Origin of the sequence: Dyadobacter arcticus, assembly GCF_011762185.1 — a bacterium.
GTDB classification, from domain to species: domain Bacteria; phylum Bacteroidota; class Bacteroidia; order Cytophagales; family Spirosomataceae; genus Dyadobacter; species Dyadobacter arcticus.
The window spans coordinates 533,962-554,986 of sequence record NZ_JAASQJ010000004.1 but is presented as its reverse complement, the minus strand read 5'-3'; the positions used below and the strand labels follow the sequence as shown (position 1 = coordinate 554,986).

At 42.9% G+C, this 21,025-nt stretch carries 23 protein-coding genes; 17 read left to right on the top strand and 6 right to left on the bottom strand.

Annotated features, from left to right (window positions below):
* Positions 1-41: 41 nt before the first annotated feature.
* Positions 42-1,250, bottom strand: coding sequence for a dipeptidase (locus tag FHS68_RS21205; RefSeq protein WP_167274536.1), 1,209 nt, complete (start codon positions 1,248-1,250; stop codon positions 42-44).
* A 180-nt stretch (positions 1,251-1,430) separates the two neighbouring features.
* Between FHS68_RS21205 and FHS68_RS21200 the strand changes: the two genes are divergently transcribed.
* From FHS68_RS21200 to FHS68_RS21180, 5 genes are all read left to right on the top strand, one after another.
* Positions 1,431-2,285: an acetolactate decarboxylase gene (locus tag FHS68_RS21200; protein WP_229212002.1), complete on the top strand. Its 855-nt coding sequence runs from the start codon at positions 1,431-1,433 to the stop codon at positions 2,283-2,285.
* 10 nt (positions 2,286-2,295) lie between these two features.
* Positions 2,296-3,306: an alpha/beta hydrolase gene (locus FHS68_RS21195; protein ID WP_229212001.1), complete on the top strand. Its 1,011-nt coding sequence runs from the start codon at positions 2,296-2,298 to the stop codon at positions 3,304-3,306.
* A 148-nt stretch (positions 3,307-3,454) separates the two neighbouring features.
* Positions 3,455-3,979, top strand: coding sequence for an REP-associated tyrosine transposase (locus FHS68_RS21190; protein ID WP_167274531.1), 525 nt, complete (start codon positions 3,455-3,457; stop codon positions 3,977-3,979).
* Between the two features lie 440 nt (positions 3,980-4,419).
* Positions 4,420-4,647: a SymE family type I addiction module toxin gene (locus FHS68_RS21185; RefSeq protein WP_167274528.1), complete on the top strand. Its 228-nt coding sequence runs from the start codon at positions 4,420-4,422 to the stop codon at positions 4,645-4,647.
* A 169-nt stretch (positions 4,648-4,816) separates the two neighbouring features.
* Positions 4,817-5,458: an HAD family hydrolase gene (locus FHS68_RS21180; protein ID WP_167274525.1), complete on the top strand. Its 642-nt coding sequence runs from the start codon at positions 4,817-4,819 to the stop codon at positions 5,456-5,458.
* Positions 5,459-5,464: 6 nt separating this feature from the next.
* Here the strand turns inward: FHS68_RS21180 and FHS68_RS21175 are convergent, their stop codons facing one another.
* On the bottom strand, positions 5,465-5,965 hold the full coding sequence (locus FHS68_RS21175) for a DinB family protein (protein WP_167274523.1): 501 nt from the start codon (positions 5,963-5,965) through the stop codon (positions 5,465-5,467).
* A 60-nt stretch (positions 5,966-6,025) separates the two neighbouring features.
* Here FHS68_RS21175 and FHS68_RS21170 point away from each other — a divergent pair, with 60 nt between their 5' ends.
* From FHS68_RS21170 to FHS68_RS21160, 3 genes are all read left to right on the top strand, one after another.
* A complete protein-coding gene (locus FHS68_RS21170) occupies positions 6,026-7,366 on the top strand; it encodes a DUF418 domain-containing protein (protein ID WP_167274520.1) in 1,341 nt (446 codons plus the stop codon).
* A 4-nt stretch (positions 7,367-7,370) separates the two neighbouring features.
* On the top strand, positions 7,371-8,180 hold the full coding sequence (locus FHS68_RS21165) for a DUF6597 domain-containing transcriptional factor (protein ID WP_167274517.1): 810 nt from the start codon (positions 7,371-7,373) through the stop codon (positions 8,178-8,180).
* Positions 8,181-8,264: 84 nt separating this feature from the next.
* Positions 8,265-8,711 carry a VOC family protein gene (locus tag FHS68_RS21160; protein WP_167274515.1) on the top strand — a complete coding sequence of 149 codons (447 nt, stop codon included), beginning with the start codon at positions 8,265-8,267 and terminating at the stop codon, positions 8,709-8,711.
* A 31-nt stretch (positions 8,712-8,742) separates the two neighbouring features.
* Here the strand turns inward: FHS68_RS21160 and FHS68_RS21155 are convergent, their stop codons facing one another.
* Entirely contained in the window at positions 8,743-9,843 is a 1,101-nt protein-coding gene (locus FHS68_RS21155) for a mannonate dehydratase (protein ID WP_167274512.1), read from the bottom strand.
* 52 nt (positions 9,844-9,895) lie between these two features.
* Positions 9,896-12,406 (bottom strand): M1 family aminopeptidase, encoded by a 2,511-nt coding sequence (locus tag FHS68_RS21150; protein WP_167274510.1) that lies wholly within the window; start codon positions 12,404-12,406, stop codon positions 9,896-9,898.
* Positions 12,407-12,523: 117 nt separating this feature from the next.
* Between FHS68_RS21150 and FHS68_RS21145 the strand changes: the two genes are divergently transcribed.
* The 3 genes from FHS68_RS21145 to FHS68_RS21135 all read left to right on the top strand — a co-directional run bounded on the left by FHS68_RS21145 (position 12,524) and on the right by FHS68_RS21135 (position 15,386).
* A complete protein-coding gene (locus FHS68_RS21145) occupies positions 12,524-12,676 on the top strand; it encodes a hypothetical protein (RefSeq protein WP_167274507.1) in 153 nt (50 codons plus the stop codon).
* Between the two features lie 10 nt (positions 12,677-12,686).
* A complete protein-coding gene (locus tag FHS68_RS21140; RefSeq protein WP_167274506.1) occupies positions 12,687-12,983 on the top strand; it encodes a hypothetical protein in 297 nt (98 codons plus the stop codon).
* Positions 12,984-13,109: 126 nt separating this feature from the next.
* On the top strand, positions 13,110-15,386 hold the full coding sequence (locus FHS68_RS21135; protein ID WP_229212000.1) for a S9 family peptidase: 2,277 nt from the start codon (positions 13,110-13,112) through the stop codon (positions 15,384-15,386).
* Positions 15,387-15,392: 6 nt separating this feature from the next.
* On the opposite strand, the gene FHS68_RS21130 is transcribed toward FHS68_RS21135, so the two are convergent.
* Positions 15,393-15,659 carry a hypothetical protein gene (locus FHS68_RS21130; RefSeq protein WP_167274500.1) on the bottom strand — a complete coding sequence of 89 codons (267 nt, stop codon included), beginning with the start codon at positions 15,657-15,659 and terminating at the stop codon, positions 15,393-15,395.
* Positions 15,660-15,759: 100 nt separating this feature from the next.
* Between FHS68_RS21130 and FHS68_RS21125 the strand changes: the two genes are divergently transcribed.
* Both FHS68_RS21125 and FHS68_RS21120 read left to right on the top strand, forming a co-directional pair.
* Positions 15,760-16,545 (top strand): 3-keto-disaccharide hydrolase, encoded by a 786-nt coding sequence (locus FHS68_RS21125; RefSeq protein WP_167274497.1) that lies wholly within the window; start codon positions 15,760-15,762, stop codon positions 16,543-16,545.
* Between the two features lie 15 nt (positions 16,546-16,560).
* Positions 16,561-17,211 (top strand): cyclase family protein, encoded by a 651-nt coding sequence (locus FHS68_RS21120; protein ID WP_167274494.1) that lies wholly within the window; start codon positions 16,561-16,563, stop codon positions 17,209-17,211.
* Positions 17,212-17,255: 44 nt separating this feature from the next.
* Here the strand turns inward: FHS68_RS21120 and FHS68_RS21115 are convergent, their stop codons facing one another.
* Complete coding sequence (locus tag FHS68_RS21115; protein WP_167274492.1) at positions 17,256-18,539, bottom strand: PQQ-dependent sugar dehydrogenase; 1,284 nt, start codon at positions 18,537-18,539, stop codon at positions 17,256-17,258.
* Positions 18,540-18,746: 207 nt separating this feature from the next.
* Here FHS68_RS21115 and FHS68_RS21110 point away from each other — a divergent pair, with 207 nt between their 5' ends.
* The 4 genes from FHS68_RS21110 to FHS68_RS21095 all read left to right on the top strand — a co-directional run bounded on the left by FHS68_RS21110 (position 18,747) and on the right by FHS68_RS21095 (position 21,019).
* Positions 18,747-19,070, top strand: coding sequence for a hypothetical protein (locus FHS68_RS21110; RefSeq protein WP_167274489.1), 324 nt, complete (start codon positions 18,747-18,749; stop codon positions 19,068-19,070).
* Between the two features lie 100 nt (positions 19,071-19,170).
* A complete protein-coding gene (locus FHS68_RS21105) occupies positions 19,171-19,344 on the top strand; it encodes a hypothetical protein (RefSeq protein WP_167274487.1) in 174 nt (57 codons plus the stop codon).
* A complete protein-coding gene (locus tag FHS68_RS21100) occupies positions 19,344-19,790 on the top strand; it encodes a type II toxin-antitoxin system VapC family toxin (RefSeq protein ID WP_167274484.1) in 447 nt (148 codons plus the stop codon). Before FHS68_RS21105 ends, FHS68_RS21100 begins: the two co-directional genes overlap by 1 nt.
* A 50-nt stretch (positions 19,791-19,840) precedes the next feature.
* Complete coding sequence (locus tag FHS68_RS21095) at positions 19,841-21,019, top strand: AGE family epimerase/isomerase (protein WP_167274482.1); 1,179 nt, start codon at positions 19,841-19,843, stop codon at positions 21,017-21,019.
* The last annotated feature ends 6 nt before the right edge of the window (positions 21,020-21,025 follow it).

The following is a 21,025-nucleotide window of genomic DNA, read 5'->3' as shown; positions in this document are numbered from 1 at the left end:
TTTGCCTCTTTTCTCTAATACACTCATTTCATTGGGATTAGTTAAATGGTACCCGCTGATTTTTCCACCTGATCGAGCACTCGCATAATATTGCCTCCCCAGATTTTTTCGATGTCTTTGGCAGAATAACCTCTTTTAACCAGTTCTTCGGTGATTGCACCGATCTGGCTCACGTCCGTCAAACCGACCACCTCTCCTCCTCCATCCAGATCCATGCCAATGCCTACATGGTCGACACTGGTAAGCTTGATCACATGTTCAATATGGTTCACCGCGTCCTGTACGGTAGGCATATCAGACTTATATTTTTCATTTACCGACTTCATCTCGTCACGTAAAACTTTTTTGTCGTCATCAGAAAGATCGGTCTGGCGGATTTTTAGGCGCAATGCCTTCAACGACATTTCATGCGGCTGAGATGGTTTTTTTACAAAACCAGGAACAAAATTAATCTGAATCACGCCCCCGTTTTTCGCAAGCGTTTTGATCATCTCATCCGTCATATTGCGGGGAACATCGCAAATAGCCCGGCAAGAAGAATGCGACGCAATTACAGGCGCCTTGGTCAACTTGATCACGTCGTAAAAGGTAGAATCGGAAACATGCGAAATGTCAACCATGATCCCCAATTTGTTCATTTCCTTCACTACCTCCTCGCCAAAAGCACTGAGCCCATTGTGCTCTGGCCCATCACCATCTGTGGAAGAGTCGCAAATGTCATTGTTCAATGCGTGTGAAAGTGTAATGTAACGCAACCCCAGGTCATAATACATTTTGACATTAGTGATGTCTCTCCCAATTGGCCAGCCATTTTCCATACCTATAAACATGGCCCTTTTGCCTTCCTTTTGCAGCCGGTAAGCGTCTTTGGAGGTCGTCGCGATTGCAGCCATATCAGGATGCAGCTTTGCGGTTTCATGAATTTTATCAAAAATGGCAAGAGCTTTCTTCTTCGCCTCGGCATTGGCTTCGTCCGTACGTTTTCCCTGCCCCAGATACACAGCGAAGAACATGCCATCCATTCCGCCTTTGACCATTCTTGGAAAGTCAATCTGTGACCTGTCCTTTTCATAGTCATGGGCGACTGCAATATCAAAGCCAGGCTTCATCATATTAATGGGAACATCGGCGTGCGTATCGATGGTTAACGCTTTTTCATGAATTTTCGCGGCTTTGGGAGACATCGTGACAGGTGCACTCTGCCCAAAAGCAAGCATTGGCAATGCTAGGAAAAGTAAAAGCTGTTTCATTGGGATGGTCAGTAATGAGTGATTATTAACAAAAAACCAGATGTTTTAAGTTGACCTTTTTTTTCTGGAAAATCAACTGTTGCCGGGCATTCCCTGGGATACTCCTAAATATTGACGGCTAGATTCTATTCATAAGCCTTTTTTAGCGTTTTAGAAAAATCTTCATCTATTTGTGTAATAATGCGCATTACCAAGCAATCCCTGAACCTGTCCATGAAAATCTTTTCATTTAAATTCCTGTTAATATCCATCCCAATCCTTTCACAACTTGCGCTCACAGCTTGCAAGTCAGCACAAAACACTTCTTTAAAATCGGAAAATAATGATTCCGAGCAGGACTTCATGTACCAGTACTCTATTATCGATGCATTGATGGCGGGCGTTTTTGATGGTGACCTGACGATCGGCAAACTGAAAAAGAAAGGCGATTTTGGCGTCGGTACATTTAATAGGATTGACGGAGAATTGATGATGGATGAGGGCCATGTATACAAAATCCTTTATGATGGGTCGGTAAAAGAAGTACCTGACTCGGACAGCACTTCCGCAGCATTCGTCAAATTTTTCAATGCAGATACCATCATCAACCTGGCAGGGAAGGATTTGACTTACGAAAGGGTGCAGGAATATTTATTGGAAAATCTGAATGCCAATTCCATTTATGCATTGCGGATAAAAGGCAAATTTGCAACCATGACGACCCGTGCTGAAAAGCCTGCCAAGCGTCCATACACTACTCTACCCGACCATCTCAAAGTAAATCAAACTGTTTTCAATCTGAAAAACTCCGAAGGCATTTGCAATGGTTTCCTGCTCCCGCCTTATCTGGCAAGGACCAATGTTCCGGGATTTCATCTGCATTATCTGGCTGGCGATCACAAAGCGGGCGGGCATATTTTCAACTTCACCACGGACTCGATCGTCATTGAAGTTGATATGGCAAAAGGTTTTACAATTGAAAACAATACAAATGAGGAGTTCAAAAAAGTGAACCTGAAACCAGACCGCGGGGCAGAATTGAAGAAAATTGAATAATTTGCTAAGAATGAAAACTGGAATCCGCTGTTTACTTTTAATGCTTTTGTCCGTTAGTGATGCTTATGGACAGATCACTTATTTTGCGGATATTCTTGGTAATGGCTTCAAACAGGCCACGATCGTCCAACCGTCTGATTATGAGGGTAGCGTAACCTGTACGATCGTTAAAAAGCTGACTCCCGAAAAAAGCACAAAAGCCGTTCTTTATGTTCACGGCTTCAATGATTATTTCTTCCAGGAAGAAATGGCAGAAAGGTTTGTCAGTGAGGGTTATAACTTCTACGCTGTCGACCTTCGAAAATATGGAAGATCATGGCTTTCCAATCAAAAATTCAACAATGTCCGGGACCTGTCTGAATATTTCGCCGATCTGGATACGACATTAGCAATTATCAAAAGTGAGGGTTCCGAAAAAATCCTTTTAAGTGGACATTCTCTCGGCGGTCTCGTCATTTCATTGTATGCTGACGCCAAAAATGGCAAAGAATTGTTTGATGCAGTTTTGCTGAACAGCCCACTTTTTGATTTGCCGACAAAGTCAGGTCTAAAAAAAACCGCGCTTCCGCTGATTGTAAAAAGGGCAGAAAAACATCCTGATATGGGTATTGATGCAGGACTGAGTCCGCTTTACGGCGAAAGTCTGCATAAAGATGCGCATGGCGAATGGTCTTACAGCCTGGGTTACAAACCGCACATTGCGCCGCCGGTTAATTTTGGCTGGATCAGGGCAGTACATTTAGCACAGGTAAAGGTTGCTCAGGGTCTTCAAATCGGCAAACCCGTTCTTGTACTGCATGCAGCAAAGTCGATCGATGAAAAGAAATGGAGTGATGTGATGTTCACAGGCGATGCCGTAATAAATGTTGCGCAAATCGATTTGCAGGCACGAAATATTGTTGGGCAATATAGCATTCAAGCTGTTCCGGGCGGTATGCATGATTTGATCCTATCCCGAAAAGCTGTCCGTGACGAAGTTTACTCGACTATTATTAACTGGGCGAAGAGGGTGGTGAAGTAAACAAGCGAAGCTAGCGCGAACCTCCAGGTTCGTGCCTCCTATTCCAAGGCCTCCGGCCAACAAACTCCACTGCCTCCTGCCGAAAAAAACTTACACCAACCCCGTTACTTTTCCAGATAACGCTCGTCAAAGTGATAAAACACAAGCTATGTCTGAAAAATACAAGTTTCACAAAGACGGACTCTTCTTCGTCACAATAACGGTTGTCGGCTGGATCGACGTTTTCACCAGAAAGAAATACGCCGATGAAATCATCAAAAACCTCAATTATTGTATTGAGCATAAAGGCCTTGAAGTTTACGAATTCTGCATTATGTCCAATCACCTGCATTTAATTTGCTCAGCAAAGGACGGTGAAGTAGGGAAACTAGTCAGAGATTTCAAAAGCTTTACCGCCAAGGAAATCATCCGGCTTATTGATGAAAATCCGCAGGAAAGTCGAAAGGAGTGGTTGCTTTATATGTTCAGGTATTTTGCCAAAGGTTCAAGTCCGATGTGTGAATTTCAATTCTGGCAGCACAGTAATCATCCAGTTTCTTTGGTATCCCGGAAGTTTATTATACAAAGGACAAGGTATATCTGGAACAATCCAGTCAAGGCAGGAATTGTGATCGAGCCGCAGCATTACATTTACAGCAGTGCCAATCCGGACACGGAATTGAAAATAATGTAACGCCACCTACAAGGCTGGCGCGAAGGTCACCTTCGTGCCTTCTATTTGCAGGCCTCCGGCCGTTCTTCCAAGTTAGACCGGCCGGAGGCCTGCAAATAGTGGGTACGAACTTGGACGTTCGCACCAGCTTGTCAGTGGCATTTGCATTGTCGTCCTGAGTATTATATCGATCGAGTCAAAAGCTTCAGCCCGGAAATGGTATAATAACCGTTAGTTAACCCATCACTGCCGATAGAAAAGTCCTACCACCAAAACTTAAAGGACAAAAATGTCATCTCATATATTGCCGGTGCGAATAGTACAACTGTAATAAATGGAACATTTAAAACTAATAATCACTGAAAATATCGTCTGGCGGAGACTGGGTGCAAGTCCCAGATTAGCAGTTCGTTTTTGCTGTTCGCGGCACCGCCAGGCATATTTGATAAATCAAAAACAATATGCGAGCAAAAAAACAAGAACCATCCCCAAAAGCAGTCAAACCAAAGCGCCCTGAGGTGCGAAGCCTCAAAATCCAGCCTAAAATCAGGCAAAGTTTCTACAGAGAAAAGTTTGTCCCTGAAATCAAACTTTCCGGCGAATGGCTCCGAAATTTGGGTTTTGAATCTGGCAATCAAGTGAAGGTTACCACAATGCAGCAGCTTTTGATTATTACACCTTTTGAATAAAATGAAGAACCCGTTTCAGATAACTGAGACGGTTTTTTCATTTTCAGTGAAGCACTGGATTACCCCAAAGCAATACTTACTCACAAATTGGCGGCCGGCAGATAGTTTTTCCAAACTAGTTATACGTTATATTCGATCGCGGTTTATGCGAATATTCAACAGATAAATTATGCAAGTCAACGACCTCAAAATTCTCTTTTTCGACATTGGTGGTGTGCTCCTGAGCAATGGCTGGGGGCATGAATCCCGGATATTGGCAGCTGAAAAGTTTGGGCTGGATTATAAGGAAATGGACCAGCTGCACAATTTCATTTTCAATGTGTATGAAATAGGCAGCATTACGCTGGATCAATATCTTGATACTGTGATCTTTAACCATCCAAGAGATTTTGTCAGGGAAGATTTCAAGGAATTCATGTATTCCCAATCCGTAGAGTTGCCTGGTATGCTGGCCTGGCTGAAAGAATGGAAACGGGATTGCGGTTTTCGGATTATTTCAATTAATAATGAAGGGAAAGAATTGAATGATTACCGCGTTCAAAAATTCAAATTGCACACTTGCTTCGATGCATTTATATCATCCTGCGAAGTGAAGATGCGCAAGCCCGATCCACGGATTTTTGAGCTTGCAATGGGAATCGCCCAAGCCACACCAAGTCAATGTGTATATTTCGATGATCGGATCATGTTTGCGAGTCTTGCCAAAACACTTGGGCTGCGGGCGTTCCAGCACAAAGATTTTGAGTCTACCAAAGCAATACTAGAAGACCTTAAACAAGAACAGTTCGCCAGAATTGGTCTGGCGAACTGAAAGAAATTAGAAAGTTTTATCATCAGCAGACGGCCCGTAAATACTTGGGACGGGGATTTCGCTGATCCGCATGTAAACCGTTAGCTGCCCACGGTGATGCACCCAGTGGTTAATCGTAGAGGCTATACCCTCTGATTTTGATTGTGTGAATAGGATCTTTCCGTTACTTTTCAAGTGGAAATCACCATTTAAATCTTCGTCTGTTACGCTCTTTAATGATTCAATAGCTCCCTTGAAGCATTCTTCATAATGGGCAACCAACTCTTCTTTGGTTTCCCACTCAAAACGTTTGTAGGTCGCAAAATCCACTTCGCCATCTTTTATCATAAAAGTAATCCACAAAGGGATTTCCGCTGTTAATAAAACCAGATAACGCATTTCCATCGAGGTTGGATGTGGCTTAAAGGCATATGACGTTTCTGGAATTCTTTCGAGACATTTTTTGGAAGACGTATATTCCGTTTCCAATTCTTTGATGTAGGCGTTTACAAATGCTGAATTGTCCATAAGCAATGATTTTTTTCTTTAAATTCCCAAAAAAATAATGCCTACCCCCCACCTCCTGCTATGGAAACCTCTACTCTGATTCAGCCAGTTAAGCCTTCCGAACGTATTCATGTGCTTGATGCCGTCCGCGGTTTTGCGCTCCTGGGAATCCTTTTGATGAACATTCCTTACTTCGCTTTTCCGGAAGAAACCGTCTCCAATCTGAACATCCGCAATGAATATTCCGGCCTGAATTACTATGCATGGTGGATCATCAACATGTTCTTTGAGGGGTCAATGCGGGGACTTTTTTCCATGATGTTTGGTGCAGGGATGGTACTGCTAACCTCCCGATTAGCTAAAAATATGCATGTTGACAGTGCCGCAGAAATCTATTATCGAAGGCTGATCTGGATGCTTTTATTCGGGCTGATTGATGCGTATCTGATACTGTGGCCGGGTGATATTCTCTATTCCTACGCCATTTGTGGCCTGTTTCTATTCCCGCTCAGAAGTATTAAACCAAGGTATTTGTTCCTCATTGCCGGCATTTTGATGGTATTTTTTGTTGCTAAAATCAGCTATCAACGCAGTGAGCCGCTGAGAAATAAGATCGCTGCCGAGGCAATCATTAAAAAGAAGATAGCTCCCGGGAGACAAACATTAGAACAAAAAGAAATTATCGAAAAGTGGAAGGGGTTTCAGGAAAGGCAGAAGCTTGAAAACAAGAAAAAACAGGTAACGAAGGAGGTTAGAAAAACCAAAGGTTCATATGCGACACTTTGGTCTCACTATGCCGACGTAAATACCTATCTGGAAGCCACCGATTTTTATCAGACCGGGTTTCTCGACTGCCTCATCTTCATGATTATTGGTATTGCTTTTTATAAATTGAAAATCATAACCGGTGAAAGGACGCCATCTTTCTACCTTCTTTTTGCTATTGCGGGATATTTAGTCGCATTCCCGTTAATTTATTTCCAATTAAAAATGTCAGTAGCTATCAGATTTGATGTGATCAAATTTTTGGAGCGGTTCATGATCCAAACCTATGAGATCCGGCGACTTGGGCTTACAATAGGGCATTTGGGGCTGCTCATGTTACTCTACAAATCCGGCCTATTCAAATGGATCTTCAACATTTGGGCAAAAGTTGGTCAGATGGCTTTCAGTAATTACCTGCTTCAAAACATTACTTGCGGCTTGATTTTCTACGGTTTCGGCTTCAATTATTTCAACGATCTCGACCGTTACCAGCTTTATCTTATCGTTCCCTGCGTTTGGACATTGAACGTTGTCTTCAGCTACATCTGGCTGCATTATTTCCGAATGGGCCCATTCGAATGGATTTGGCGGAGTTTGACTTACTGGAATATTCAATCGATTGGGAGGAAGGAAAAATGGGTAGAACTACAACAATAGCCTATTGGACTTAATCAAAAACATCCGAAACCTCTATAACCCTATCCAGCCGACGGTTAAGCAATCGGCTGGCAATGTGACTTATCAGGAGTTTTTGCCAGATCAATCTATTCAAAGCTATATCTATTGCTACTGGCAGTTAAAAACCTCCCGGCCGTTGGATGATCCGTTTTTCTACCGCGTTGTTGCTGACGGGTGTATCGATATTTTCTTTGAGCTTAATAATCCCGAGGAGAGTTTTGTGATGGGTTTTTGCAAAAAATACACGGAATTCCAGCTTGATAATTCTTTCAATTATGTTGGCGTGCGGTTTCTGCCGACCATGTTTCCGCAGCTTTTTCGGATCGATGCATCTGAATTGAGTAATCGGTTTGAAAGCCTGAACTTAGTTATCCCGCAAATAGCTCATTTTATTGAGACTCATTTTTGTCCTGGCATCGCAAATCCTCAAATCAAAATCATATTTGATAAATATTTTACTGAACTGCTACACCATGTTGATAGTCAGCCAGACCCGCGTTTACACAATGCCATTTCAATCATTTTGGCAAAAGACGGCTCGGTTAACATAGAAACCGGTTTAGATACTGGTCTAAGTCCCAGGCAACTGCGAAGGCTCTTTCATTTTTACATTGGCGACTCAGCCAAAACTTTTAGTAAGGTCGTCCGGTTTCAAAACATCCTGCGAGGTATGCCTTCACAAATCTTACATTCAGGCAAATCTCTCATGAACGGTTATTACGACCAGGCACATTTTATCAAAGAGTTCACAAATCTTTATGGAATTACACCGGGTAAAGCTCTTGACAAATGATTTTGTCCGTTTTTTACAATGTTTCTTTTGTCAAGATTCGGAGCTTTGTAAAAACGATCTAGTCATCATCAAAAAGCTAAAGTCATGAACAACTCAAAACATATTGCTGAATTAACTCAAAACCTGCAAGACGTGTACACTGTGTTTGTAACGCATGATGTAAAGGAATGTCAGGAATTTTACACGCGCTGGTTTGGCTTTTCCACACTTTTCGAATCATCCTGGTTTATACTAATGCAATCCCCGGGAGAAAAAGGAAGTCTGCTCGCTTTCATGAATGAGGAACATCCGAGCTTTCCGCCTGCGCCAAAGGCCATGAACGGAAATGGGGCGTTCATTACTTTTCAGGTTGCCGACGCAAAGAATTTATATGACGGGATGGCTAGTGCAGGAATGGAAATAAGCTATCACTTAAAACTAGAAGATTGGGGCCAGCTTCGTTTCGCCGTAATAGACCCAAATGGAATGCATGTGGATGTTGTGGAACAAATCGAACCTAAAGAAGGCTTTTGGGATCAGTATATGGGTTAAAAATTCATAGTAGCCCAATCACGCAATTCGTTCAGCCTTTCGCAATCGATTCAATCAATCCGCGCATATACCCTATCGCAAACAGTGCACCAATGTTGCTGTAACCCGGATGTTCATTGCTATCCTCGGACATTGTCGGGACATGGTCAGGCCTCATTGGGCCTTTAAAGCCAATGTCGTAGTAGGTTTTCATGGCTTCGTACATATCCGTTTTTCCGTCGTCGTGGAAGGTTTCTTCGAAGTTGTTTTTGTTGCCACGAATGTCACGAAAATGCACGAAGTGGATCTTTCCCTTTTTACCAAAGTATTTGATAACCGAGGGAATATCCTCGCCCATGGTTGCAAATGTGCCCTGACATAATGTAATCCCGTTGCTCGGGCTGGGCACAATGTCAATTAACCGCTTAAATGCGTCAGCGGATGTCATGATTCTCGAAATACCTTGAATAGAATCTACCGGTGGATCGTCGGGATGCAATGCCAGTTTCATCCCGACTTTCTCCGCTTCCGGTACGACCGCTTTTAGAAAATATTCCAGATTCTTCCACATGGTTTCCTTACTAAAAGAGCCATACTTTGTTTCAGATTTATCCTTAATGTCCTCATAATCAAATGCGCTTACCAGCGCACCGCCCCGGCTTACCCTGTCCATGGTAGTACGTGCCCAGCTGATCACAGGCATCCAATTATAGCAAATGGTATCAATTCCCGCCTTGGACAGGTTCTTCATTAATGTGATGAAATGCCCGATCTCTTCATCTCGTCCATCTAATGCCAGCTTCGTTTTTTCAGATAGCGCGGGTGGGCCTTCAATTACTTTTAATGTAAGGCCAACTTTCACCCAAGCTTCTTTGACGGCCATCACGGCTTCATAATCCCAGGGATTGACATCATTCAGTCCAACACTTTTCGGATTAATGCCTCCAACTGCACCCAAAACCCGCATTTGTTTGGATAACTCGATGCGCCGCTTATCCATGCCAAAGAAATGGGCGAGGCAAAACTGGATACCGCCGTCCTGGATGTAATCTTTCTTAGTCGAAGACGAGCTAAATGTCGGATTCAGTCCGGACGCAGAGGCGGCTGCTAATGTGGTACTGTTCTTAATGAAATTGCGCCGGGAGTTTGTCATAAGATTTGCGGCCAGTTTTAACCAAAAGAAGCTGATAGGTAAAGTACTACTTTTAATGAATGGTCAAATCAACTGCTGCTTTTCTAGCCGTTACCGCCCTTTTCAACATATCCGTTTCCTGCATAATCTTGTTTTTCAAAAAATACGGATAATCCGGATTTTCATTCAAAAATGCCTGTGCAATGTCGGCGGCTTCTTTTGATGAATGCCCTGAGAATGTGTTATGCAGCCAGCGGGTTGGAAAAAAGATATCTCCCGTCAGCTGAATTTCTTTCAGCAGATTGAGGGAAGGGCGCAAATATTTGATAGCGGATTGTTGCCTTAATGGATGATGGTGATAACCCAATGCCTCTAATACCCAAGCCTCTTTTTCCCGGTTCTCTTCTTTCTTTAATGTTTCAAAAAAAGCATCACGTTTGGCCTCCTCAGGACTCAGAGCAGGGATAACGAACTGCATTTTAGCTTTACGGTCCGGGTTTTTGGTGTTTTTTAACTGTTCAGTCAATATCGCTGTTGACCCGTCGGAACTTTTCAAAGCGAGCTCACAGGCAAGCGAAATCTTGTCATCCTCAGAAAGGATAAGATCTTTAATATTTAATTGGCCGTCCCAAAGTGATTTCAGCTTTTTCAGGCCATCATCACTCACAGCCAGATTTTTAAACGACCGGAAATAGGATGTCTTAACCCCTTTGTCTTTGGTATTATTTAAGAGGTCCCAAATGGTTTTTTCAACATCATTCTGATGTGTTTTCCTTTGCTGCTCGGATAAAAACAGCCACCAAGCTGTTTGCAAATTTCCCAGCATATAATCGATCAGTAGCGGATTTTGCTCCTTATGAAGGGTTTGTTGGACATTGGTAACCAGCAATTCCGGGCGAGGGTTACCATCCCTAAGCAGCCCCTCCCAAATGTTGACCAACATGGCTCCCCGAAAGACCGGATCGGCGAAAACGGAATCCTTATCTCCATAATGCTGAATGAAATAGGCTTTGCTGGCACTATCCATTTTAAAATGGCCATAGCCTGTACCGTCGGCGTTAGGAAAAACGATTTTTTGAGAATCCGCCATCATTTCCTTGGAAACCAACGGCTGGCCCCAAATCCGACCTGAAACAGAGTCTTTCGTCTGAGTTAATGATACACCATCTTTTACAATTTCGTATTCGGGCATATCCGGGGTCTTCACCCATACATTACTCCAAAGCGCAATGTCCTGCGACGAGTTTTTATCTATAATCCCAATCAGATCATCCCAGCGAGCATTTTTGAACGCATAGGTTTTGAGATATTCCTGCAAACTCTTTTGCATCAGGTTTTCTCCAATCATCTTTTCGAGTTTGCGCATCACAATCGGTGCTTTCATATATATGATCGCACCATAAAGTGTCCCCGCATTTTTTAAATTTCCAAGGTTTTGAAGAATTGGATTCGTTCCTGCGGTACGGTCAATGTCGTAAGCATTGGGGTAATGTGCCAGCAAAAATCGCAGATTGTGATTGATTTCAGGGAAACTTGGGTGCACGATTTTAGCGGCCATAAAATTGGCAAACACCTCTTTGAGCCACACATCATTGAACCAATCCATCGTCACCAGATCCCCAAACCACATGTGCGCAGACTCATGCGCAATCACACTTGCCCGTGAAAGCAATCGGTTAACAGAAGGGTTTTCATCCAAAAAAAGCGAGGACTCATTGTAAAATATAGATCCTGGATGTTCCATTCCGCCATATTGGAAAGAGGGTATCAGCACGAAATCAAATTTCCCAAAAGGATAAACAATGGTCGTATACCTTTCCAGCCAAGCCAGCGACTTCGCGTGTAGACTAAAAACCTCGTCTCGATTGCGATTCACCTTACTCGTGTCCGTTTCGCGATAATACATTGTCATTTCACGGCCACCCACTTTTTTAGAAGCCCTAAAAAATTTGCCTGCAGCGAATGCAAAAAGATAAGAACTGATGGGTTTGGTCGGCGCGAAATGAGAAATACTCTTACCACTTTCAACGACTTTGGATTCCAGACTGCCATTGGAAATCGCCTCCCAATCCTTCGGTGCTTTCAGGGTAAGTTGATAGGTTGCTTTCAGATTAGGCTGGTCGAAAAGTGGGAAGCAGGTGGAGGCGCGATCGGGAACGAAAAGCGTATAGAGGTATTCGTCGCTTCTGTTCAGAGACTGATTGCCTGCGATAAAAGATATATTTAGTTGATTTTCGCCCTTTTTTAAAAACTTGGTCTGAATTACAAGGTGTTCATTCAAAAAGTAATAATCAACTTTCTGATCATTGGCTTGAACTTCAAGAATGTGGGAGCTATCGGAATTAAAATCCAGCACAAGTGCTGAATCCAGTGACGATAAGTTGAAGGTTATGATTTCTATGCCAATGATTTTCTCCGCTTTTTTATCGGGAATGTCCAGTTCAATTGCATACTGAATGCTATCGATCGTTTTCTTGCGATACTCATTAAGCGCGAATGAAACGCCTTTTTCCGGAATTATGATTTTGTTTTTGCAGGAGATAATGGTCAGGCCAAGGGCAACAAGTAACGGTAAAATCTTCATTTGCAAATTTCTGATTTCTTTAAAAATAGCAATTCTTTATATTCGATTCTTCATTGGGCACAAGCACTTGTTACGTGTCGTAACAATTTTGATTATATTTACATTAATACACACACAATGAACGAGTTTGATCTCAGAATGCGCTTGGCTGCATTGCGCCAATATCTCAGGGACAATCTTGAAATGCTCACAAGCGATCAAGTTGACGAAATTCTGGACGTCATTTCAAAAATTCTTGAAGTTTTAAACGAATTGGAAAACAAAAGGTAGTAATAGCATCATGCCACAAATAACCAACACTCAGGATGACCTGCAAACACTGTTATCTGAAAGCAGGGATGCATTGGCCGAAGCGCAAAACTACTTGTCGAAAGATGGGAAGAAATACGAACTACATGATTGGATTACCATCGCCGAATACTGTAAGCGGTTCCACATCCCCAATACGCAAACTGTTAGTAACTGGATCAAACGCGGGATAATCCCGGAAGAAAACATGGTCGTGATCGAAGAATACAACAACATCCGCCTAATCAAATCCATTCCCTACCAAGACCGCGAAAATACGGGTCATTAATATAGCTTCAAATACATTGCCTTTACTCCTATGAAACAATTTCTGCGCTTATTTTTTATAACGAGTACACTATTTACTTTCACCTCATCAGCCCAACAACTAACCCCTCTTTCAGTTGAAAAAATAATGCGGGATCCTAAGATTTGGATTGGCACTTCACCGAGTGACGTTACCTGGGCCGATGATTCCAGGACCATTTATTTCAATTGGAATCCTGATAAAAATCCTTCTGATTCCTTGTATGGCTTTTCAATAGCCGACAAAAAAATAACAAAAATCCCTATTGCTGAACGAAAAAAGATGGCGGGAAGAAATGGCGTTTATAATCGACAGCATACATTACGGCTCTATGAAAAAAATGGCGATATACATTTAATCGGGTATCAAAATTTCGCGATTCGCCAGATAACCAATACTGTCGAGCGCGAAACTAATCCCATTTTCAGCGGAAATGAGCAAAGCATTATTTTTACCCGTGGCAATAATTTGTTCAGCATATCCCTTGAAACCGGCTTGCTTAGTCAACTAACTGATTTTAAATCAGGGGCAAAAAAACCGGAATCGAAACCAGGTGAGCAGGAGAAATTCCTCAAAGAAGATCAGCTCGCCATGTTTGAAGTACTGAAACAGCGGAAAGATAAAAAGGAAGCAGGCGAAAAAACGACTGAGGCCGAAAAGCCAGCGCATCCCAAAGAAATTTACCTTGGCGAAAAGAATGTGTCCAATCAGTTGGTGAGTCCGGATGGCAAGTTTGTCGCATACCGGCTTACGCAAATGGATAAGTCTGCTAAGCCAACCATTGTCCCCAACTATGTCACCGAATCCGGTTTCACTGAGGATCTGCCCGCGAGAACAAAGGTAGGTGCTCCTGGTTCAGATTATGAATTCTGGGTTTATGATATTAAAAAAGATACAGCCCGGAAGGTCAGCATGAAGGACATTCCCGGAATTCATGATAAGCCCGATTATCTGAAAGACTATCCTAAACAGGATTCAGCCTGGAAAAATAAGGAGCGAAAAACTGTTGTACATGGGCCATTCTGGTCAGAAAATGGAGAAAACGCGGTTGTAGTTATTCGCTCTCTGGATGGCAAAGATCGCTGGATCATGACCTTCAATTCCGATTCTTTATCATTGAAACTATTGGATCGGCAGCGGGATGAAGCATGGATTGGCGGGCCTGGCATAGGGGGTTATCCATTGAGTGCGGGAGAAACGGGTTGGCTGGATGATCACACATTTTACTTTCAGAGTGAAGCAACCGGATATTCGCATCTGTATTCAGTGGATGTGCTGACTGGCAAAAAGATAGCACTTACATCCGGGAAATTCGAAGTTCAAAATGTTACACTTTCAAAGGATAAGAAGACATTTTATCTGATAACCAATGAGGTACATCCTGGCGAGCAGCATTTATACCGCATGGCATCAACGGGCGGACAACGGGAACGGCTTATACAAAATCCAGGCGCCCACGAAGTAACATTATCACCCGACGAAACCAAATTGGCCATTCGCTATTCCAAAAGCAATGTGCCCTGGGAGTTATTCTGGATGGATAATCCCTCTTCTTCCTCAAAAAATGTTCAACCAGAACGCATTACCAATTCTGTTTCAAAGGAATTTCTGTCGTATGCCTGGCGTGAAGCGAAGGTCGTGACGATCAAGTCAAGCGACGGTTTGCCGATTTATGCACGAATTTATGAACCTAAAAAATCGAATGGAAAAGCAGTAGTATTTGTCCATGGCGCAGGTTATCTGCAAAACGCGCATAAATGGTGGAGCCAATATTTCCGGGAATATATGTTCCATAACTTGCTGACTGATAAGGGCTATACTGTCCTTGATTTGGACTATCGAGCTAGCTCCGGTTATGGTAGAGATTGGCGAACGGGCATTTATCGGTTTATGGGCGGAAAGGACTTAACTGATAATATAGACGGGGCCAGGTGGCTTACAAAAACTTACGGTATAAACTCGAAAAACATTGGGGTTTACGGCGGCTCATATGGCGGGTTCATCACATTAATGGCCCTTTTCACAACACCCGACATATTTAGTGCGGGAGCAGCACTACGTCCGGTGACGGATTGGGCAGCCTACAATCATCCATATACTGCCAATATCCTAAATGAGCCGCAAGCGGATAGTCTTGCTTATCGCAAAAGTTCTCCGATTTACTATGCAGCCGGTTTAAAAAATCCTTTATTGATTTGCCACGGAATGGTGGATGTGAATGTTCATTATCAGGACGTTGTACGTTTGTCGCAACGACTGATTGAACTTGGGAAAAACAATTGGGAGCTGGCATCCTATCCTATGGAAGATCATGGGTTTTCGGAAGCCTCATCCTGGACAGATGAATATAAGCGAATATTCAAATTGTTTGAAGAGAAACTTTAAGCGGCACTACCGACTGAGACCGCCCACATGCAGATTGCCTATCAATACAAGTGCCAGTCCCGGAACCGCCACAAACCTTCCATACACATCCGGGAACCTGGTAACTTGTAGCTTGTTTCTCGCTATTGCAAGTATCTTATCAAATGTGTGATTAGCACCTCGTCTTACCATTTCCGTGCCGTAAGTAGCGAGATCTACTATACGTTTGGCTGAGGCAGCAGATAAGGTTTCCAGGTGCGGGTAGGTTTCAATTTCGTGAGGTGTTTGTTCCACAAAAACAAAAAATGATGATAGAAAAGAGTAATTACAAAAATGCTTATGCTTATATCCGTTGCCGGAGGTTTCCGGTTATTAACTAATCCAGACCATCGAGATGAACCGATATTTTTCTAAGTTAAGCGCATTAGTCTTGGCACAAGCGGCATTCGCTATTTTGTCAATTTCCAGTGGCCACGCGCAGGTTGGAGTAGGTACGAAAGCGCCGAATGGTGCAGAAGTGTATCTCGACGGCAGCCGGAAAATGCTGGACGAAAAATGGATTTATTGGGCAGGCCCACGACTGAAAGCAACAGCACCTATTAAATGGACTGTTGTAAATGATCCTGTGGATAAAGGAACGGTTATCAACTGCAATGACCCTGCTTCCGTGGGCGGATTATATGGCTCTGCTGATATCGTTACCAAAAAGCAATTCAAGGATTTCCGCGCGCATGTTGAGTTTTTTATCACCAAAGAAGGCGGCAATAGTGGGGTTTATCTTCAAAACCGTTACGAAATCCAGGTATTGGATGGCGACACCACTTCACATGGAATGGCTGCTGTGATCAATGAATCCAAATCTCCTTACTATGCGTATAACGGAGTTGGAAAATGGAATTCATATGATATCCTGTTCCGTGCAGCTCGTTTCAAGGATGGCAAGCGCGTGGAACAACCTATGGTTACGCTTTATTTTAACGGTAAAAAAGTTCATACGAACCAAAAAATCAGCCAGGTTTGGGGAGGCCCGAACTCAGGTATTGACGGAGGTAACGAAGGTGGAAAAGGTATTACCGACACACCCGGTGGGCTGAAATTACAATCGGAAGGCCATGACGTTTATTATAGGAATATTTGGATTAAGGAAATGGAACTTGAAAAGCCAGATACTGACTTCTAAATCAAAATTGATTTTATGAAGCTGATTGACCTCAGTCATACTATATTCGATGGACTGATTACCTACAAAGGACTGCCAGCTCCAATCATATGTGATTTTCTCAGCCGGGAAGATTCCAGAGGTAAGTACGAGGAAGGAACGGAATTCCAGATTGGGAAGATCGAAATGGTAAGCAACACAGGCACTTATATCGATTGCCCTTTCCATCGCTATGCGCACGGAAAGGACTTGTCCGAAGTAGAATTGGAAGCATTTGCGAATCTCGATGCAATCACCATTGATGCTGCTGGGCAACTTGAAATCGGAATTTCTTTATTTAAGGATCGGGAAATTAGGAATAGGGCGGTAATTGTCAGAACAGATTGGTCACTGAACTGGAATACGGACGCTTACTATGAAAATCACCCATTCCTGACCGCCGGGGCAGCGGAGTATCTGCGTGATTGTGGGGTTAAGCTCGTAGGCATTGACAGTCACAATATTGACGACACCCGAGGTAAGAGCAGACCTGTTCATACCATTTTGTTAGGTGCGGATATTTTAATTGTCGAACACCTCTGCAACCTGGATTTGCTGCCTGCGAACAATTACCTTTTCAGCGCCGTACCTCCGAAATTCAAAGGAGTTGGGACATTTCCTGTGCGTGCTTTTGCAACGGTATCATAATGTCACGGGACAAAAAATTTGCCCGATGACATTATTGGCAAGTTCTATTTCTTTTTGTAATCAATCTTGAAAATCGTCCCATTCAGGTCATCGGTCACGTAAAGTGCGCCGTCGGGTCCTTGGGCTAATCCGCACGGTCGATGCTGGATCGGGCCGGTAGGTTTTACCAGGTCAACACCCGCGAAATTATCAGCAAAGATCTCCCACTTGCCCGGCTTGCCATTTACAAAGGGTACAAATGCCACCATATAGCCTTTTTTCAATTCGGAAGATTGGCTGTGAAATGCAATAAATGCGCCGTTTTTATAGCGCGCAGGAAACATAGAACCAGAATAGAACAGCAATGCATTAGGACCCAAATGTGCGGGAAATGCCACGAGCGGGTTAATTGCCTTTTCTCCTGAAACCTTTTTACCATCGCCTCCATACTCCGGCGCCATCATCTTTTTATTCTGAAAATGATCATAATAAATGTACGGCCAACCTGCATCGTCGCCTTCTTTCAAACGATACATGGTTTCAGCCGGAAGCTCGGCGCTCTGTTTCGAAGTGTAGTATTGCGGATACATATCATCAAATTTCCCTCTCCCGTGCACCGTTACATAAAGTGCATTTGTCTTGTTGTCCCAATCAATCCCAACTGCATTCTTAACACCTGTTGCGTACCGCACACCATCTGAAAATTTCTGATTCAACTGATCTGCTTTGAACTTCCAAACCCCACCCGCCGAGTCGAGAATGGTACAAGGTGACATTCCTTTTCCCGATCCGGCTTGCCTGCAATTGTCATTGTATGAACCCACGGTCACATAAATGTTGCCGTTATTATCCAGTGTCAGAGGTTTGGCGTTGTCCCTCCCGTGATCCACTAACCCTGCAACGATCATTTCAGGATTTTCGAAATCAACGATCTCTTCTTTATCATTCAATTTGTAGCGGTAAATCCCTTTGTTGGATGAACTATATAAGTAGCCGTTTTTGATGGATATGCCCGTTCCGGGATAATCCGCAAAAAGCTTTTGCTCATCAATGCTTCCGTCGCCATTGGTATCCCGAAGCAGGTACATTCCTTTCCCATCTTTTAATTTGGACAATTTGACATACATACTTCCACCTTTCGCAATAGCAAGGTGCCGTGTAGCGCCCAGGTCAGTCGCAAGAATTTTAGCAGAAAATCCTTCGGGAAGTTTGAGGTCTTTGGCTTCGATAGGAGCAAAACGAGTATCGTTAAAAAGGGGAATGGTGGTAATTGATTGATAAGCAAACAGGCCTGTGGTGACGGCCAACGCTAAAAATGCGCCTGCTGTTTTAATTAAATTTTTTTGCATGCAATGGTTAAATTGAGGTTGTGATAATTTGGTAGAGGACTGTATAATTTCAACTTTCCATAAAAGCCTCGGATAGAAAGGTTGTTACTTGGCTTGATCATTATTTTTCCGTAAACGCGTGTGATTGGAATAATTTTTTGTGATACTGATAATCGCTCAATATGTATTTGAGTGAAAATGAATTGGTAACCTTTAATCTTTACTATTATGAGCCCGAATGATGATGATGAACAATTTGCAGACGATCTACCCGGAAACTATCCAGCAAATGAGGATGTGTTCAGCCAGGGTCTGATCGATAATGATGTCGACCCGGAAGACATCACCCGCACAAAAACTCCTACCGAATTGGATGCGGAAGATTGGAATGAAAAAACCTTTGAGGAAGATCTGGTAGGTGACGACCTGGATGTACCCGGCTCCGAGCTTGATGATGAAAACGAAATCGTCGGAAACGAAGACGAGGAAAATAATTATTACAGCCTAGGCGGAGATAATCACGAGGCTCAGGAAGAAAACCAGGGAGATTGATATTGTTCTTCCGAATTACGCAGACCAAGACCCCTCAAAATTTGGGGGGTTTTTATATTGGAAAAAATTGATACGTTTGTAAAAATTTAAAAACACAACTATGCTATCAACTCCACATGTAAACCAAACCGGCAATTCTGGTATCCATCAAAATTCCGAGGATCAAAAAGGCCTGAAACTATCCGATTTCTCGTTTCTGGCATCTCGTAAGCTACTCAAAAATTATCGCGGCTCTTTAAGCGACGTCGTCATTGAAGACAGGAAAGTTTATTGATGAACCTGTTTCTAGATACTTCTTCTTTGATAAAGTTATATCATGAAGAACAGGGCACAGAAGAACTAGACTTTTTGTTTCAGAACTACTCTATTTCCAAAATTTATTTGTCTGAGATTTCAAAAGTTGAATTTGCATCAGCATTCTGGAAAAAGACCCGCACTGGTGAGCTAAGTCATTCGGTTGCAGCAAAGATCATTAGCCTGTTTGAGAGTGATTACTCTCAATTTTCATTTATTTTAATTGATGAAATCGTAATCCGGCAAACCCGTTATCTCCTGAATAGGCATGGCGTAAATGGTCTTCGAACTCTCGATGGGATCCAATTGGCGTGCGCTTCGGTTCTTGGAAGAAGCGCTGATTTGTATAAAACTAATGACAGACAACTGGAAGGTTTTTTTGTCCAGGAATCATTGCCAGTTAAAATAGCTGGGCCCAAACGCTAATAAGTATGAATAATCAGCCGGTTGCTTTTTCTTAGAAAAAGATCAGTCCCATGGCCGAATTTACTCCCGAAGCATTTAAAAAAGAATTAGTTGCCATTCTGGATTATTGGGAGAAATATGGCCCTGATCCTGAAAAGGGCGGCTTTTATGGTCGGGTGAATTACGAAAACCAACCGATTAAAGACTCAGATCGCTCAGTGGTTTTGACCGGACGCATTCTCTGGACATTCTCGCTCGCGCATCGGCTTTTCAAAGAAGCCAAATACCTCACACTTGCAGACCGGGCTTATCAGCAACTTGTCAAAAACTTCTTCGATCCTGAACATGGTGGCGTTTACTGGTCTGTGAAAGCAGATGGGTCGCCTTTGGAAACAAAAAAACAAATATATGGTAACGCATTTGCCATGTACGGCCTCAGCGAATATTATCGCATAACACACCATAAACCTGCGCTGGAAAAGGCAATAGATCTTTTTAATGTCATTGAAAAACATGCTTTCGACTCCGTAAACGGTGGATATAGAGAAGCATTTTCCAGAGATTGGTCTGCTACTGATGATTATATTTTAAGTAAAAGCCCATGGATCAAGAGCATGAACACACATTTGCATTTGGTAGAGGCCTATACCAATCTATACAGTGTATGGCCGGATAAAAAGCTTAAAAAGCAGACCGCGGACATGCTGGATGCAATCATTACCCACATTGTAAATCCCGAGACAGACAGCATGCAATTGTTCTTCGATGAAAAGTGGAAAGCGAAGGACAACATTATTTCTTACGGACATGACATTGAGGCTTCATGGCTGCTTTTTGAAACCGCCGAAATTCTGCATGATGAGAAGCTGATTGAGAAAATGAAGCAAAAGTCGATACGTATGGCGACTGCCGCCAGCAAAGGATTGAGTGCTGATGGGGCGCTAAATTACGAATTTGATCCCGAGACAAAACATTTGCAAACAGACCGCAGCTGGTGGGTTGCTGCGGAACAATTAGTCGGTTTTTATAATGCTTATCAACTCACTAAGGAGGATCAGTTTAAAGTGAAGGCCGAGAAAAGCTGGGATTACATTATCAATGAGTTTGTTGATAATGACAAAGGCGAATGGTATGGGACCGTAAAAGAAGATGGAACGCCTGTGAAAGGTGATAAGATCAACTTTTGGAAATGTCCCTATCACAATGCGCGCGCCTGCGCAGAAATGTGGAGAAGGGTTTCAAAAGCTTAAATTTAT

Excerpts from the sequence above, each read along its gene's own strand:
- FHS68_RS21205 (WP_167274536.1), bottom strand. The coding sequence starts at position 1,250 with ATGAAACAGCTTTTACTTTTCCTAGCATTGCCAATGCTTGCTTTTGGG.
- FHS68_RS21110 (WP_167274489.1), top strand. The coding sequence starts at position 18,747 with ATGAGCCCGAATGATGATGATGAACAATTTGCAGACGATCTACCCGGA.
- FHS68_RS21200 (WP_229212002.1), top strand. The coding sequence starts at position 1,431 with ATGCGCATTACCAAGCAATCCCTGAACCTGTCCATGAAAATCTTTTCA.
- FHS68_RS21190 (WP_167274531.1), top strand. The coding sequence starts at position 3,455 with ATGTCTGAAAAATACAAGTTTCACAAAGACGGACTCTTCTTCGTCACA.
- FHS68_RS21155 (WP_167274512.1), bottom strand. The coding sequence starts at position 9,843 with ATGACAAACTCCCGGCGCAATTTCATTAAGAACAGTACCACATTAGCA.
- FHS68_RS21185 (WP_167274528.1), top strand. The coding sequence starts at position 4,420 with ATGCGAGCAAAAAAACAAGAACCATCCCCAAAAGCAGTCAAACCAAAG.
- FHS68_RS21105 (WP_167274487.1), top strand. The coding sequence starts at position 19,171 with ATGCTATCAACTCCACATGTAAACCAAACCGGCAATTCTGGTATCCAT.
- FHS68_RS21135 (WP_229212000.1), top strand. The coding sequence starts at position 13,110 with ATGCGGGATCCTAAGATTTGGATTGGCACTTCACCGAGTGACGTTACC.
- FHS68_RS21150 (WP_167274510.1), bottom strand. The coding sequence starts at position 12,406 with ATGAAGATTTTACCGTTACTTGTTGCCCTTGGCCTGACCATTATCTCC.
- FHS68_RS21125 (WP_167274497.1), top strand. The coding sequence starts at position 15,760 with ATGAACCGATATTTTTCTAAGTTAAGCGCATTAGTCTTGGCACAAGCG.
- FHS68_RS21095 (WP_167274482.1), top strand. The coding sequence starts at position 19,841 with ATGGCCGAATTTACTCCCGAAGCATTTAAAAAAGAATTAGTTGCCATT.
- FHS68_RS21180 (WP_167274525.1), top strand. The coding sequence starts at position 4,817 with ATGCAAGTCAACGACCTCAAAATTCTCTTTTTCGACATTGGTGGTGTG.
- FHS68_RS21140 (WP_167274506.1), top strand. The coding sequence starts at position 12,687 with ATGCCACAAATAACCAACACTCAGGATGACCTGCAAACACTGTTATCT.
- FHS68_RS21195 (WP_229212001.1), top strand. The coding sequence starts at position 2,296 with ATGAAAACTGGAATCCGCTGTTTACTTTTAATGCTTTTGTCCGTTAGT.
- FHS68_RS21115 (WP_167274492.1), bottom strand. The coding sequence starts at position 18,539 with ATGCAAAAAAATTTAATTAAAACAGCAGGCGCATTTTTAGCGTTGGCC.
- FHS68_RS21120 (WP_167274494.1), top strand. The coding sequence starts at position 16,561 with ATGAAGCTGATTGACCTCAGTCATACTATATTCGATGGACTGATTACC.
- FHS68_RS21100 (WP_167274484.1), top strand. The coding sequence starts at position 19,344 with ATGAACCTGTTTCTAGATACTTCTTCTTTGATAAAGTTATATCATGAA.
- FHS68_RS21160 (WP_167274515.1), top strand. The coding sequence starts at position 8,265 with ATGAACAACTCAAAACATATTGCTGAATTAACTCAAAACCTGCAAGAC.
- FHS68_RS21145 (WP_167274507.1), top strand. The coding sequence starts at position 12,524 with ATGAACGAGTTTGATCTCAGAATGCGCTTGGCTGCATTGCGCCAATAT.
- FHS68_RS21170 (WP_167274520.1), top strand. The coding sequence starts at position 6,026 with ATGGAAACCTCTACTCTGATTCAGCCAGTTAAGCCTTCCGAACGTATT.
- FHS68_RS21175 (WP_167274523.1), bottom strand. The coding sequence starts at position 5,965 with ATGGACAATTCAGCATTTGTAAACGCCTACATCAAAGAATTGGAAACG.